This is a genomic window from Aeromonas rivipollensis (assembly GCF_037811135.1).
GTDB lineage: Bacteria > Pseudomonadota > Gammaproteobacteria > Enterobacterales > Aeromonadaceae > Aeromonas > Aeromonas rivipollensis.
On record NZ_CP149130.1, the window covers coordinates 1021717 to 1037298 of the forward strand.

Annotated in this window: 9 protein-coding genes; 8 read left to right on the top strand and 1 reads right to left on the bottom strand. The window is 52.9% G+C overall.

Going from position 1 to position 15582, the window contains the following annotated elements; genetic code table 11:
- Positions 1 to 193: 193 nt before the first annotated feature.
- From WIR04_RS04775 to WIR04_RS04785, 3 genes are all read left to right on the top strand, one after another.
- Positions 194 to 817 (top strand): inovirus Gp2 family protein, encoded by a 624-nt coding sequence (locus WIR04_RS04775; RefSeq protein ID WP_338890872.1) that lies wholly within the window; start codon positions 194 to 196, stop codon positions 815 to 817.
- Positions 818 to 1677: 860 nt separating this feature from the next.
- Positions 1678 to 2778, top strand: coding sequence for a hypothetical protein (locus tag WIR04_RS04780; protein WP_338890874.1), 1101 nt, complete (start codon positions 1678 to 1680; stop codon positions 2776 to 2778).
- A 60-nt stretch (positions 2779 to 2838) separates the two neighbouring features.
- Positions 2839 to 4461, top strand: coding sequence for a hypothetical protein (locus tag WIR04_RS04785; protein WP_338890876.1), 1623 nt, complete (start codon positions 2839 to 2841; stop codon positions 4459 to 4461).
- Between the two features lie 383 nt (positions 4462 to 4844).
- On the opposite strand, the gene WIR04_RS04790 is transcribed toward WIR04_RS04785, so the two are convergent.
- Positions 4845 to 5771 carry a WYL domain-containing protein gene (locus WIR04_RS04790; RefSeq protein WP_338890878.1) on the bottom strand — a complete coding sequence of 309 codons (927 nt, stop codon included), beginning with the start codon at positions 5769 to 5771 and terminating at the stop codon, positions 4845 to 4847.
- 102 nt (positions 5772 to 5873) lie between these two features.
- Here WIR04_RS04790 and WIR04_RS04795 point away from each other — a divergent pair, with 102 nt between their 5' ends.
- From WIR04_RS04795 to WIR04_RS04815, 5 genes are all read left to right on the top strand, one after another.
- Positions 5874 to 6545: an ADP-ribosylglycohydrolase gene (locus tag WIR04_RS04795; RefSeq protein ID WP_338890880.1), complete on the top strand. Its 672-nt coding sequence runs from the start codon at positions 5874 to 5876 to the stop codon at positions 6543 to 6545.
- Between the two features lie 391 nt (positions 6546 to 6936).
- Complete coding sequence (locus WIR04_RS04800) at positions 6937 to 8811, top strand: DUF262 domain-containing protein (RefSeq protein ID WP_338890882.1); 1875 nt, start codon at positions 6937 to 6939, stop codon at positions 8809 to 8811.
- A 29-nt stretch (positions 8812 to 8840) separates the two neighbouring features.
- Positions 8841 to 12134, top strand: a complete 3294-nt coding sequence (locus WIR04_RS04805; protein WP_338890884.1) for an SNF2-related protein — start codon at positions 8841 to 8843, stop codon at positions 12132 to 12134.
- A complete protein-coding gene (locus WIR04_RS04810) occupies positions 12131 to 12865 on the top strand; it encodes a DUF4391 domain-containing protein (RefSeq protein WP_338890886.1) in 735 nt (244 codons plus the stop codon). Before WIR04_RS04805 ends, WIR04_RS04810 begins: the two co-directional genes overlap by 4 nt.
- On the top strand, positions 12862 to 15564 hold the full coding sequence (locus tag WIR04_RS04815) for an ATP-binding domain-containing protein (protein ID WP_338890888.1): 2703 nt from the start codon (positions 12862 to 12864) through the stop codon (positions 15562 to 15564). The genes WIR04_RS04810 and WIR04_RS04815 overlap by 4 nt, the downstream gene beginning before the upstream one ends.
- The last annotated feature ends 18 nt before the right edge of the window (positions 15565 to 15582 follow it).

Consider the following 15582-nt stretch of genomic DNA (forward strand, 5'->3'; position numbering starts at 1 on the left):
TAGCGTCATCGTGCTTGATATATCAAGCAGCGAAATGCGTTGGCTTACTGGCGCTCAGTATCACCTAGAACCATTTCAAATCACAAGCCTCATGTGTCTGCATGAGGAATCGCATACCTATCTGCCTAGTGGCCTATCTCTCTAATGAGTCAGGCCGTAATTACCGTGTCTCTGTAAATCTGAGGGTAAACCAATGAAATACTATCAATCCAATCATGGGAACCATATCGAAAACTACAGGGAGAGAACCCTGAATGTAATCCAATTAGCGACTAAGGATCATCCGAGAACGCTTGCAATTCGAGTAGATCTGCATGACCCGGCCATACTGGATAATGGTGATACTATTGATTGCTTGTATGACAACTCCCCAAATGTAATAGCAAGGTTCATCAACTCGCTCAAAGCGAAGATCGATGTGTATCAGCAACGTCAACGTGCGAATGGAGTAAGGGTATATCCCAATACCCTCCGATATGCTTGGGTACGTGAGTACAGCCAAACAGGAAAGCGCCATTATCATGTTCTTTTGCTCTTGAACAAGGATGCCTTCTTTCATTTGGGAGACCATGATCTAGACCGACCAACACTACGAAGCATGATCACCACCGCTTGGTGTAGTGCACTGAATCTTTATCCTAATGAGGGGCAGCATCTCGTTCACTATGCAGATAAAGGAGTGTTTGAGCTTACGAGGAAAGATGTTGAGTCAGGGTATTACCCTGGAGGGTTCTTGGATCGGATTGACTATATGGCAAAAGAGAGAAGCAAAGTTTTCGGAGACGGTAATCGTAATTTTGGTTGCAGCACCAAATAGAGTGTTTGAGAGCAGGCCGTTGTTATTAACAAGGGTACGTATTGATAGTCTGGGGTGCTAGCCCCCAAATCTGTTAAGCTAGCTCTTCATTTGTCATCGTATCATTCGGAGTCATCATGGCAGCTTATTCCCCTCCATTCGCCCTGACCCACGCCATGATGAGCCGGGTGGCGGAAATCGCCGAGTTGGTAGGGCAGTGGCGGGCAACCCAAAGTTCTCAAGTGCCGATGCTGCGTCGGGAGAACCGGATCCGCACGATCCAGGTATCCCTGGCCATTGGATTTGACCCCATCGAGCACAATACCCTGAGCCTGGAACAGGTCACTGCGGTGATTGAAGGGAAAGTGGTGCTGGCATTCCCTGTGAGATCTAGGAGGTCCACAATGCCTTTGCGGCCTATTAAGCCATGCCAGACTGGGAGCCCACTTCACTTGTAGGCTTGCTCAGTGCCCATGGGCGATTGATGTACTGGTTGTGTGGTGATGGGGAACTGGCGTAGTAACGGGGGCGAGATTTACCGTGGTGAACAGCTAGTGCATATGGCGCCACCAGCTAACCATTGATCCAGTCTGATGGGGTAACTGTTGTAGTCTTTCACCCCCTTCGCTGACGGTAATGGTCGGATGGGCCGTCCGGGGGGATTAGCAAGCTAACTTCTGTTTGAAAATGTGACATGTGTTTTTATACACCAGTTCAGACCACATAATTTTTATGTATGATGGCGAAACAAAAATAACAGCATGTTCATGCACTTGCTCACCTTCATTGAGCTGAATGAGGAGTGTGCAGGTAGTAAGCAAGGCTTATGCAACAGCTCTCAGCAATGCATTTTTTATTAAAATTCGTAAAGGAATACTGCCATGCCAATTCCAATTATCCTCGGTGCAGCTGCACTGGCTACTGCAGCCTACGGCGCCAAAAAGGGCTATGACGGCTACCAGAAACACTCTGAAGCAGACGATACCGTTAACTCTGCAAAAAGGCGTTACGAGGAAACAAGAACACCGTTTGACATACAGGAAAAGGCCACCAACGAAGTCCTTGATGTATTGGGGCAGGAAGAACTAAAGATCGGACAGCAGTTCAACGAGTTCAAAACACTGGCCGATGACCTTCTGCAAAAGCTCAACAGCGGTCGTCAGGATAAACTTGAGATCAGCATTCCCAAGCACAAACTACAGAAAATTGAGGGTTACAGCTATACAGCCATTGGTGTGTTGGGTGCAGCGGCTGGAGCTGGGGCTGCTGGAGCTGCGGCCGGGTTTGCCATTTATGGCGGAGTCATGGCTCTGGGTGCTGCCTCTACCGGTATAAGTATTTCTGCGTTATCCGGCGTCGCCGCTACCAACGCTACTCTGGCAGCCATTGGCGGTGGGTCTCTTGCCACTGGTGGTTTGGGCATGGCTGGAGGCAGCGCGATCCTCGGTGCAGCCGTGGCTGGTCCAGTGCTAGCTATTGCTGGCTGGGCATACAACAGCCACGGCGAGGAGGCGATTAAGAACGCGAATAAAATAAACAGCCAAGTTGGCAGCGCTATTGCGAAACTTAAAAAGGCTCAGGAACAGCTCAGTAACACCGAAGATTATGCTTTCGAAATTATCGAGGTGATGAAGACTGTTTTCGCCCAGTTTGACCACTACTTCGACATCCTCAAGGCTGTTGCTCGCCAAATTGAAGCAGCTAAGGTGCTCAAACAAGATCCACAAGTGGCGTTGGCTCAATTGAGCGATACCATTATGCGTGCAATTGGCAACGGCTATGCTCTGGCTGCTATTCTCGTTGACCTGATTACCACACCGTTATTCCGGGTTAAGCATGTCAACGGTGAGATCCAGAAAGACGAGAATGGCGTACCGGTGATGGATACGGACGAAGACGGCTCAATGATCCTCAATACAGAGCAGTTGGATGAACAACTCAGTGGCACAAAGACCAGTGCGGCTCGTATAGAGCCAGCATAACTTACTTGCGGGGCCGTTAGGCCCCTTCTTGATATTGTTTAGATAGTCATGGACGCCACTATGCACACCGCCGCGCAAGACTTCCCGTGGGCTGTAGAGCTCGAGAAAACCGTTATCAATAGCTTGGTTACCAGTTTTGGACTGGATTTTTTGTTGTTTAAAGATCAGAAGGGCGGTGATGTAAACACGATCCACAATGTTCGTAATGGCGTGTGGGCTACAACTGATGAACAGCTGCGTTATGAACAACGCGAAGATTACAATAGTGAGCTCTACCATAAGCACGCTAATTACATTGCCACCGGCGAGCGGGATAAAGCCAAGCAATCCGCCGGCACCTTGCATGACCCTTATCGCAATACAATGATGGGCGCGAACGAGCAGCGCAACCTCGACCACGTTATCAGTGCAAATGAAATCCATAACGATCCTGGTCGTGTTCTGGCCGGTCTAAATGGGGTGGAACTGGCTAATCAAAGTAGCAACCTGCAAACCACCCTCGAAACCGTCAATAAATCGAAAAAAGATTCGTCTATCAACCAGTATCTGCAACGGCTACCGGGTCTGATTAATGAGCACGAAACTCAGCTGGCTAAAGACCGAGCCCGCTTGGCTACCCTGCAGCGCGACACACCAGAGCAGCAGCACAAGGCCCGGGAACTGGAAGACACGATCCGTAAAACCGAAATCAAAGTCTCAAAACTCAAGTCGGTGGATCCTGATGCCATGCGTAAACGTGATGCTGAGGCTAGAGCGCCGTATGAGCAACAGATTAACCACACCTACTACACTAGCAGCAAGTTTCTCCACGAAACCGCCAGCGCCGCAGGTAAAGCCGGCTTGGCCATGGGCACCCGACAAATGCTCGGAATGGTCATGGCAGAGGTGTGGTTTGAACTACGCGAACAACTGCCAGCCCTGCTGACCAAGCTCAAAGTTAATTTCAGCTTCGAAACGTTTGTAGACAGCATCACTGCCTCGCTTAAAGGCATCTGGGAACGAGTCAAAGCACGTTTTAACGCCTTCTTGGTTGCATTCAAAGACGGCGTATTTTCAGGCATCCTCGGTAGCCTTACAACCACCGTATTCAACATCCTCGCCACCACCCATGTAATGGCGATTAAGATCATTCGTGAGATCTGGGGTGTATTGGTCAAAGCCATCAAGTTATTGGCCTTCAATCCCGACAAGCTCAACTTCGTTGAATTGTGCCAGGCGGTCACCTCATTGTTGTCAGTCGGAGCAGCTACCACCATAGGCTCCATGGCCTACGCCCAACTGTTGCCAATATGCAGTTTTCCGTTCGGTGCCGAGCTTGCAGCCTTTGCCAGTGCTCTGATAACAGGCACTGTTACCCTCGGACTCAACTATTTTTTGCTGCACAGCAGTGTGGCTCGTAAGCTGTGGGCCTTCGTCGAATCCATGGGGCCACATGCAGGCACGCTTAAACAGTTCCAGGCTATCAATGCAGAACTGGATCGTTATCTGGCCGAGTTGACCCAACTGGAATTCAATCTAGACGTAGAAGAATTGCAGACCTTTACCCTCGAACTGCAAAGCTGTAACGATGAACTGGAGCGTAGTGTGGTGTTGCAGCAACAGGTGCTGGCCCGCGGTATAGAACTGCCGTTCGAGATGGGGAATGCCGCCAGCACCCGTAACTGGCTGGCCTCAAAGCTATGACGTTACCAGCTTTTCCCTGTACTCAATGCGGGCAGTGCTGCCGCAATGTGCATCTGGCGGAGGAAACTCGGTACTTGGATCGGGGGGATGGCACTTGCATACACTACTGTGATGCAAGCAAACAATGTTGGATTTATGAAACCCGGCCAGATATTTGCCGGGTGGAACGGCAATACCGGATGAATTATTCAGGTCTGTATAGCTGGGAAGAGTTTGTAGAGGCGAATGTCAAAGTTTGTCAGTTGCTGCAGAGTGTAGTGATAAAATAAAAATGGACTCAGTATGAGTGCAGCAGATTACGTTTATCTCTTTGCTGGATTATCACCATCGGCGCTTTGCCAAATCCCCCAGCGTTTATGCCAGGGAAAAATTGGTTATATCGCTTACTCTACCTGCCGCACCTGTAAATCAGCACTCTTGAGTTTGAAGATACAGCCTTGCTGGATCAGCTCATCTCGATTAGCCAGCACCAGCGGGTGAAGTAGGGGATGGTTCTCATGTTCGCCGTTATAGCTCACCTGTATCCGTTCCAGCGCGTAGTGCATCAATGGAATTCTCTGTGCGATCAGCAATTTGCCATCGATCATAGCGTAGTCACTGGCGATGATGGCTTGCTGTCCCTGACTCAGGCCGGGATTGGGGGTGACGATGGCGGTTACCTGAGCATTCCATTCAAGGTCTTGGTCACGGCCATGGGCTGAGCCATCGAGCAGTTCCGGCTCCCCCCGAAAACGGCTCATCACGAAGTCCAGATATTCTCCCTTCTTCTCGCAGTAGGCGCGTACATGCCAGCGAATGCCGTCATAGACCAGGGTGTGCGGCACGATATTGCGGCCACTTCTCTCTTCTGAACTCAGCGACACATAGTCCACATCCACCCGCAGCTGGCTGCGGGCGGCCTGCACCAGACCGCGCACGATGACGGGCTCGATATGGCGATTGGGCACATCCAGGATCTCGATATGGCCGTAACGCAGATCCATCAGCGGGAGGGTCAATACCCCGGCCTCGTGTTGGCGCTGATGCTGTTTCTCCCGGTGCAGCAATATCAGGTACTCATCCACCGTGCCCTCGCTAAAGCGGGGCACGAACTTGGCGGTAGGCTTATACCCTTTCAAACTTTTGTCATACACCAGCCCCTCTGGCGAATAGCCGTTGAGGTAGAGGTTGATGTCCCTCGATGCCTGCTGGCGGCCGATGTTGAAGGCGGTGCAGAGGTGATTGGTGGTCAGCCGTCCCTCCCACTGCAGCACTATCTCCAGCAGGCGAAAGCGCAGGGTCTGCTCCCAGGTGAGATCCTTGAGTGTCATGTGTGCTCCAAAATGCGACATGTGTATGTACCCAGTATCGGCATGAGTATACAAGCTACATATACTGCTCGCATCTGAAGTCTGTGCCAAAGGAGCCTGCTTATGAGCTGCTATCAGGATACTGCCTTGCTCAAAGGACTTTGTTGTCTGGCCACTGCCGAACAGGTTCACGAGCTCATCACGGTGGTCGCAAGGGAAGAGTTAGCAATTGGCTTACCCAAGATAGTGCATGCCAGAGCTGAGTCTGAAGTGTGCAGGTTGGCACGGTTGGCTATGCATATCGAGCAAAACCGGCTGGATCGCACAGACCTGCCTGTCTACCAGGGGAGAGAGCAACTGATGTCCGGTGCTGCCGCTCTACTGGAGGAGGATGCCAGCCTCGAATGCCAAGATGCCATGCGATGGCTGGCGCTGTTGCTCGACAAACTACTGCGGGGAAACCATGGTAGCCAGCAGGCCAAGCTGGATGGACTCACTATGACGGCAATGGAGATCCGCGCCCTGGCGCCTGAGTCCCTCAATACGGGCGCCGTGATGCGAGGCAGTTGGCGGCGCAAGGCGCGCAATCAACTCGGTCACGCCAGTTGGCTCGATGTGGTAGAAGCAGCGCTCTGGTGTTTTTGGCACAGCGATGATCTGAAAGGTGGGGAGGCTCTGTTAGGCGTGTTGCTGGGGTCAGATAGCCGGGTGCGCTTGATCTACGGTATGCTGTGCGGGGCCTTCTATCATGTAGATACGGCAACCATCTCTGCGAATCCCTCATCTTCTATTTAATTCATCTGCCTCAAAACACGCCATGTGAAAAACCACAGTATCGAGATGGTCAGGCGGGATGGATATAGTTGACCACTACAGACAGGCATCTGCCTATATCGGGTTTATTTCCAGCCAACTGCAACAGGGTGGCAGGCTAGGCAGGTAGAAATAAACCGACACCCAGGGCAGTACACGGAGTCAAATGACGGCATGAACTTGGCTTTATTGGGCTCAATCATGGACGCGCTGCGGCTCATGAGGCCCATCTAGTCGGTTTAAGTGGAAATAAGTTTTGGGGAGATTACCCGGGGACCTCCTTGGTGGGGGTCGTTTGGAGTGGCTCGTTCAAGACATTCCTTCTAAAAAAAAGCATAATGTAGAATCACTTACTGAGAATGTTTCGTCTGACATGAGCACTATCACTCCGCACTACCGCAGTGTGCAGCAGTTACTGCAAAGCCAATCTTTTGCCATCGACGAGTACCAGCGTGAGTACAAGTGGGAAAAGGAGAATATCGAAGAGCTGTTGTCTGACTTGCAGGCTAAATTTTTTAGCCACTACAAGCTAGGCGACGAAACTACAGCAGTCAGCAGCTATGGCGAATATTTCCTCGGTTCCATCATTGTCAGTAAGCGCAACGGTAAAAACTATCTAATCGACGGCCAACAGCGGGTAACTTCTCTGACTCTGTTGCTCATATGCCTGTATCGTGCGGCCAAGATACAGAAACTATCGGTGGGAGGAACCGTTGCCCCGCTTATCTTTAGCGATAACTTGGGCAAACCCAAATTTAACCTCGACATACCCGAGCGACTGCCCGTCATCAAGGCGCTGTTTGAAGGCCAAGAATTTAATCCGGATGGTAAAGATGAGTCCATCCAGACCATGTACGCCCGCTACGGCGACATTGAATCGAACGATCTGATCGCAGATCTGGGTGATGCACTGCCACATTTCATCTACTGGTTGTTGACCCAGGTAGGCTTGATCGAGATCGCGACGGATAACGACAGCTATGCCTACGCTATCTTTGAAACGATGAATGACCGGGGCAAACCTCTGAGTCCGGTGGATATGTTGAAGGCCTATCTGCTTGCGCCAATTGAAGAACCGGAAGAGCGACAGCAAGCTAATCAGACATGGAAGAGAGAGGTACTGGAGCTAATCTCTTGGGATGGCAGCCACGAGCCTGAGCGAGATGCCAATTGTATTAAAGCCTGGTTGCGGGCGCAGTATGCCGAGAGTATTCGCGAACGTAAGGCTGGCTCAGTAGACAAAGACTGGGAGTTGATTGGTTCTGCATTCCACCGTTGGGTGCGTGACCATAGTGACCAGATGGGGCTTGGTAAGTCCCAGGGGAACCAGAAACTAATGGTTGAGAGCTTCCCGTTTTTCGCCAAGGCCTATCGGCACATCCTGCACGCCAGTAAGAATTACACACCAAGTATGAAGGCTGTTTACTACAACGCGCACAATGATTTCACTTGGCAGAGCACGGTATTGCTCGCTCCGCTAGTTGAAACCGATGATGACGATACAGTGAAACGCAAGTTGGCAGTGACAGCAACCTATCTGGACATTTGGTTGATGCGTCGAGTAGTGAATTACGTCCGGGTTGGGTACTCCAGCGTGTCTTACGCCATGTGGTTGTTGTGTCGAGAGATCCGGCGCAAAGCACTACCAGAATTAGTAACCATTCTCCAAAAGAAACTGGCGGATGATGAAGTGACATTCTCCGGCTATGAGACAAAAGGGCGAACGGGTATTGATGGATTGGGACTCAATCAGTTCAGTCGCCGTTATATTTACCATCTGTTGGCACGACTAACAGAGGCGACCGAGATCGGAGCGGGGCGTACCGAGACATTTGATAAATTGGTGGATCGCTCTCTTAAGAACCCATTCGATATCGAGCACATTTGGGCAGACGATTACGACGCGCTGAAGGAGCTGTTCAGCACCGAGCAAGAGTTTCAGGATTGGCGCAACCATGTTGCGTCGCTTTTGTTATTGCCTGCAGATGTTAATCGGAGCCTACAAGACAAGCCGTTCCCTCAGAAGCGGATGCACTACGCCAAACAGAATTTTTACGCCGCTAGCCTAGATGCCAGCGCGTATGAACATCAGCCACAGTTTCAGCAGTTTGCAACCCAAAACCAGTTGCCTTTCAAAGCCGCCGAAGTATTTGACAAAACTCAGCAACAGACGCGGCGTGAACTCGTTGTGGGGCTAGTGGAATTGATCTGGTCTCCGGATCGCTTAAGTGAAGCCGCTTATGCCTGACCGATCGCAGCAGCCAAGGTAAGAGACTGATGGAGCTTATTGACAACATTAACCGCCTGCTCGGTGACGACCTTAAGCAAACGCTCAAACCTGGGGCTCGACTGAAGATCGCGGCTTCTTGCTTTTCGATGTACGCCTTTGAGGCGCTGAAAGCTGAACTTGAGACAATCGACGAGCTAGAGTTCATCTTCACCTCTCCCACCTTTGTTGCCAACGAAGTTACCGACAAGATCCGCAAGGAGCGTAAGGAATTCCACATCCCCAAGCTCGACCGTGAGCGCAGTCTCTACGGTAGTGAGTTTGAAATCCAGTTGCGCAACAAACTCACCCAACGAGCGGTAGCCAAGGAGTGTGCCGACTGGATACGACGCAAGGCGGTGTTCAAGAGCAATCGCACCAAAGCACCTATGCAGCAGTTTGCCTGCGTGCAAGCCAACGACGCAGACATGGCCTATATGCCGTTGCATGGTTTTACCGCCGTCGATCTGGGTTACCAACCGGGCAATGCCATTTCCAATCTGGTGAACAAGATGGATGAGGCCCCCTTTGCCGCCACTTATCTCAGTCTGTTCAACCAGATTTGGCATGATTCTGAGAAGCTGGAGGACGTGACTGCTCAAATTTGTGAACACATAGCCTCGGTGTATCAGGAGAACTCGCCCGAGAGCATCTACTTCCTGATGCTCTACAACATCTTCAACGAGTTCCTTGACGACATCGATGAAGACGTCCTGCCCAATGATCGCACCGGCTATCAGGACACTCTGGTCTGGAACAAGCTTTTCAATTACCAGAAAGATGCCGCCACCGGGATCATCAACAAGCTTGAGACCTACAGTGGCTGCATCCTTGCCGACAGCGTTGGTTTGGGCAAGACCTTCACGGCACTGGCCGTCATCAAGTATTACGAACTGCGTAATCGCTCAGTGCTGGTACTCTGCCCGAAGAAGCTGGCCGACAACTGGCTCAACTACAACCGCAATCTCAAGACCAACCTCTTCGCCCGTGATCGCTTTAACTACGACGTCCTTTGCCACACGGATTTTTCCCGTACCAGTGGTGAGTCTTTCGGTACGCAGTTGAATCGGATCAACTGGGGCAACTACGATCTGGTTGTCATCGATGAGTCTCACAACTTCCGTAACAACAACGCCTACAAAGAAAAAGAGACCCGTTATCAGACGTTAATGCGCAAGGTGATTCAAGAGGGGGTGAAGAGCAAGGTGCTGATGCTGTCGGCCACACCAGTCAACAACCACTTTGCCGATCTCCGCAACCAGTTAGCATTGGCCTACGAGGGTGACTCTGAAAACCTGAGTAAGAAACTGCGCACGAGCAAATCGGTGGAAGAGATCTTCCGTAATGCCCAAAAAGCCTTCAATGCGTGGTCAACACTACCACCTGAAGAGCGCACCGCACGGGCAATTTTGGACTCGCTGGATTTCGATTTTTTCGAGTTGCTCGATAGTGTCACCATTGCTCGCTCACGCAAACATATCCAAACCTTCTACGACACCAAAGACATCGGTCAATTCCCTGAACGACTCAAGCCTTTGTCGTTCCGTTGCCAGTTGACTGATCGCCCAAATGTGTTGGGCTTTAACGAGATTTTCGAGCAACTTTCCCAGCTTAAGTTGGCCGTCTACACGCCAGCGGCTTACCTGTTGCCAAGCAGAGTCCAGAAATACATTGATCGCTATAACGATCAATCTGGCGGTAAGCATGGCAACCTAAGTCTGGTTGGGCGAGAACAAGGTCTACAGGCGTTGATGACAGTGAATCTGCTAAAGCGGCTGGAGAGCTCAGTAGAGTCTTTCCGGTTGACTCTCCAATCACTGCGGACCAACCACGATGCAATGCTCGCCCGAATTGCAGCATTCAACCAAGCTGGCGGGGTTGCAACGGTGGGTGACCTTACCGATATCCTGGATAGACTGGATGCTGAAGAAGACGAACTGCCGACGCTGAGCGATGAAGCCGGGGAGATTGGCGGCAAGGTCAAGATCAGTCTGGCGGATATGGACCTGCTCTCCTGGGAACATGAACTCAAGCGGGACGTGCAGATCATCGGTGTGTTATTGGAAGAAATGGGCAAAATCACGCCCAAAGACGATGCCAAGTTACAACACATGAAGGCCCACTTGCTGGAGAAGATTGCCAACCCCATTAACCCCGGCAATAAGAAAATTCTGATCTTCACCGCCTTTGCTGACACTGCCGACTATCTCTACGCCAACCTTGCGCCCGAGATGCTTGCCCGTTTCTCGATTCACACCGCCAAAGTGACTGGCACAGGAGCGCCTCAATCGACCGTTAAACATCGTGGGCAAAGGCGTAGCTATGACTTCCAAGAGCTGCTAACCCTATTTTCGCCACGGTCCAAGGAGAAAGCGGTAGTGATGCCAGATGAACCCGCCGAGGTGGATCTGCTGATAGGCACCGACTGCATCTCCGAAGGGCAAAACCTGCAAGATTGCGACTACCTGATCAACTACGACATTCACTGGAACCCGGTGCGCATCATTCAGCGTTTTGGCCGGGTCGATCGCATCGGCTCGCCTAATAGCTGCATCCAGCTAGTTAACTACTGGCCCGATATCTCGCTCGATGAATACATCAACCTCAAAGAGCGCGTCGAAAGCCGCATGATGATTGCCGATGTGACGGCAACGGGGGACGATAACGTCCTCTCAGCACAGGCCAACGATGTTTCATACCGCAAAGAACAATTGCGTCGGTTGCAAGAAGAAGTGATCGAACTGGAAGAGTTGAAGACCGGTGTATCCATCACCGATCTGGGTCTCAACGATTTTCGGATGGACTTGCTCAATTACGTCAAAGTCCACGGTGACTTGGGTAATGTACCGAGTGGGATGCACGCCGTCGTGCCCGCCAATCCCGACATGGGGCTCCGACCTGGGGTGATTTTCACGCTGCGCAATCGCAACACCGATATCGGCATTAACCAGCACAATCGGTTGCATCCCTACTACCTCGTGTACATCGATAGCGAAGGAGAGGTCGTCCACGATCATACCGAGATCAAGCGCCTGCTCGACCTGGTGAGAACCTGCTGTAAGGGGCAGGCTCAACCCATGACGGCGGTATGCGATCGTTTCAATCAAAACACTGCCGATGGGCGCAAGATGCAGGCTTATTCCGATCTTCTGGGCGCATCCATTCGCTCGATGATCGAGGTAAAGGAAGAGAAGGACCTCGACAGCCTCTTTGGGGGTGGCAAGACCACGGCACTGACCAATACCATCACCGGCCTAGATGATTTCGAGCTGATTAGCTTCCTCGTTATCCAGGAGGAGCAATGAGCCAAAACGCCACCTGTCAGCATCCCGCGCTGATTGCGTACCCTAAGCAGGCTGCTTTTGGCCGTGTGTTGCCAAAAAGTAAGATCTACGAACACAGCGGCGCGAACGCCCGGCTCAAAGAGTTGTTTGTCGAACAGGTGGAGCAAATCGTCTGGCAATATAAGCTGGCGCCGGAAACCATCAATCTGCCGTCCCGCGCAGCAGTCCCTGAAATCCAAGTCTTCAGTATTCAACTGAAAACCGCTGAATTGCACCAGGATGTATTGCGCTGTATCGATGGTGCGGTGCCTTTCCCCATCTTCTTCGAGCTGCACCAGGGGGAAGGAGAGCGAGCGCAGACCCAAGTAGTGGCCACGTACAAGCGCCCGGCCATATCGAGTCGGGGAACGGGTGGGAAGGTGGACACTAGCAGCTGGGTGCTATCGGATTACTTCGCAACCAATTGGTTGCCAGCGACGACAGCTCGTTCTTCTTTGCCACTGGGCATCGATATGGCGGTACTATACGAGGCCTTGCTACAGCGCTTGCTCCCACTAAAAGCCAGACCACAAGATACACTGGCCGAGCTGATTGCCCGAGTGGAACAGGTCGCCGCCAAACGCCGCACTATCGAGAAGGTCCAAGCGCGTATGGCCCGAGAAAAGCAATTTAACCGCCGGGTAGAGATTAACGCGCACTTGCGGCAGCTTAAAAACGAACTTGAAGAATTGACCGGGAGGGATAATGCATGACGCAGAGTTTGAATGAGGAACCGCGGAAGCATATCGAGCAGATCGCTGGCGAAGCGTTAACGCAACTCGAAAGCATTGCTGAAACTGCCAAGAGCAAGCTACGCGATGGGCGGGCACTAGGCTCGGATGTGTTTGCAAGTATCAACACAATGACGTCCAGCTCTGCCATTCAAAAGATGGATCAGATCAGTCAGGCGAACCGCGAAAGCTATCAGGTGCTGGCGGCAGAACCTGCCATCGCCCGTGTTGTGGTGGTCGATGAAGAGGGAGAAGAGAAAACCTACTACATCTGCCGCACAGCGCCGGTATCGGGCTTTCCCTATTTGGCCAGCTACCGCGCGCCAGTTGGACGCTTGGCCTCGTTGGCAATTGGCGCAGAGTTCACACTACCCAATGGGAGCGTCGTTGAGGTTCTTGAGCGGACCCAGCTGCGGCCAAATTTGCTTGCTGATGGGTGGGACTCTCGCGACACAGTTATTGAAGCCGAAAATTTTGGGCCGTTCACTATAGAGTCGCTGCGCGCTCTGCTGACCCAGGTTGTGGGGGAAGACGTTACCGAAGACATTCTTGGTCAATTGCTGGCCGAAGAGAACGTCAAGGCCAACATCATCGATGGCGTTCGCCGCAGCGTCATCACCAAGATGGGACTTCGGGATCAGCCCATCCTCGATCAATACCAGGATGAGATTTTCCGCCTCCCTCTCGACAAGCGCCTGTTGATCCTGGGCCCCCCCGGTACAGGCAAGACGACCACCCTGATCCGACGCCTCGGCCAAAAACTCGACACGGCCTTCCTGGAAGAAGGCGAACAACGCCTGGTTGAAACAGTCGCCTCAGTCCAAGGCATTGCGCACGCAAACAGCTGGCTCATGTTCACGCCCACGGAATTGCTCAAGCAATACCTAAAGGAGGCATTTGCGCGTGAAGGTGTTCCCGCCTCGGATCTGCGCATCAGAACGTGGCAAGACTATCGACGCGAGTTGGCTCGAAACGCATTCGGCGTCCTCAGAACGGCTTCTGGCGGCGGTACCTTTGTCCTGAAAGACGGATTGGCCAGCCTGAGCGAGACAGCACTGGAGCGTCCCATTCAATGGTTTGACGATTTCGACGCATGGCAGCGCAAGGCCTATGTGCAGGAGCTGCATGATGCTGCAACCCAGCTCCACGAAGCCAAATCTCCCGAAGTTCTGAATCTCGGTGCTCGCCTGCAAGACATTTTGTCGCGGGCGGCCGATGGCGTACTGGCGGCGATGTTTAGCTCGCTGGCGGTGGAGATTGCCAAAGTACAGGCACTCGTCAGCAGCCTGAAGGAAGGCTCCGACGGCAAGATCAAGGCCGCGCTCAACCTGCAGCTCAACCGCAACCGAGCCTTTCTGGATGAGTTGGCCCGCGTGATAGACAGCCTGCAACAGGCGCAAGCAACGGATACGGACGACCAGGACGACCCCGATGCTGATGAGGAGGAAGACGCCACCGCACCACGCACAGGCCGTGCCGCCGCGCTCAATGCCTATATGCAAGCCGTGCGTGCCCAAGCTCGCGCGGCCGCATCCAAGCGCACAGTCAGCAAGGCATCTCGCAACGGCAAGATCATCGAGTGGTTGGGGGATCGTGGTCTGACAGAAGCGGATCGCGCCGAGGTGGGTGCAAGCCTTCTGGTGCAGGCCAGTGCCCGCCGTTTCGTCAACCCGGTCAAGCGCTACCTCGACGGCATCCCCAAGCGCTACCGGGCATTCAGGCGCGAACGCCAACCGGCAAACACCTGGTATCGCCACGAAGGCTTTGAGGCACGCGACATCCACCCGCTGGAGTTGGACATCGTCTTGCTCGCGATCTTGCGCGCCGCAGGCGACCTGATCAGTCGGCCCAACGTCCAGCGCGGCATCGATAGTCCCGCGTGGTCATCACTCCAGACCATCCTTGGGCATTACCGCAACCAGATCTTGGTGGATGAAGCGACCGACTTCTCGCCCATCCAGCTTGCGAGCATGGCGGCGCTGGCGCATCCGCGTCTGCGCTCATTCTTTGCCTGTGGCGACTTCAATCAGCGCCTGACCACCTGGGGCGCACGCTCTGCTGACGACTTGAAGTGGGTCTTCGCCGATTTCGACATCAAGGAGATCACTGTCTCCTACCGGCAGAGCAAGCAGCTGAACGATCTGGCCCGCGCCATGATCCGCGCCGTCGGAGGAACCGAGCAAGACGCCAGCTTGCCTGCGCATATGGACAGTGTGGGCGTTGCGCCAGCCTTGCTGGAACACGCTACCAACGCAGAATCCATTGTCAGTTGGCTGGCGGATCGCATTCGCGAGATTGAGCGCTTTGTCGGTCAGTTGCCATCCACTGCCATTTTTGTGAACACCGAGGACGACGTTGCCCCGGTGGCCGACGCACTGAACGTCGCCCTGGCGGAGCACAACATCCAGGTCATCGCCTGTCGAGAGGGCCAGGCTGTGGGGCAGGAAAGCAACGTGCGCGTGTTCGACATCCAGCACATCAAAGGCCTGGAATTTGAGGCGGTGTTTTTTGTCGGCATTGACCAGCTCGCCACACTACACCCGGCGCTGTTCGACAAATACCTGTACGTCGGCACCACCCGCGCGGCCACCTACTTGGGCGTGACCTGCCAGGGCACCTTGCCATCCGCCATTGAGAGTCTGCGCACGCACTTTTGCCAGGACTGGCAACAAGGCGACTGAACAGACCAACTTGAACAA

Coding starts and splice junctions, on each gene's coding strand:
- WIR04_RS04775 (WP_338890872.1), top strand. CDS start 194: ATGAAATACTATCAATCCAATCATGGGAACCATATCGAAAACTACAGG.
- WIR04_RS04780 (WP_338890874.1), top strand. CDS start 1,678: ATGCCAATTCCAATTATCCTCGGTGCAGCTGCACTGGCTACTGCAGCC.
- WIR04_RS04785 (WP_338890876.1), top strand. CDS start 2,839: ATGCACACCGCCGCGCAAGACTTCCCGTGGGCTGTAGAGCTCGAGAAA.
- WIR04_RS04790 (WP_338890878.1), bottom strand. CDS start 5,771: ATGACACTCAAGGATCTCACCTGGGAGCAGACCCTGCGCTTTCGCCTG.
- WIR04_RS04795 (WP_338890880.1), top strand. CDS start 5,874: ATGAGCTGCTATCAGGATACTGCCTTGCTCAAAGGACTTTGTTGTCTG.
- WIR04_RS04800 (WP_338890882.1), top strand. CDS start 6,937: ATGAGCACTATCACTCCGCACTACCGCAGTGTGCAGCAGTTACTGCAA.
- WIR04_RS04805 (WP_338890884.1), top strand. CDS start 8,841: ATGGAGCTTATTGACAACATTAACCGCCTGCTCGGTGACGACCTTAAG.
- WIR04_RS04810 (WP_338890886.1), top strand. CDS start 12,131: ATGAGCCAAAACGCCACCTGTCAGCATCCCGCGCTGATTGCGTACCCT.
- WIR04_RS04815 (WP_338890888.1), top strand. CDS start 12,862: ATGACGCAGAGTTTGAATGAGGAACCGCGGAAGCATATCGAGCAGATC.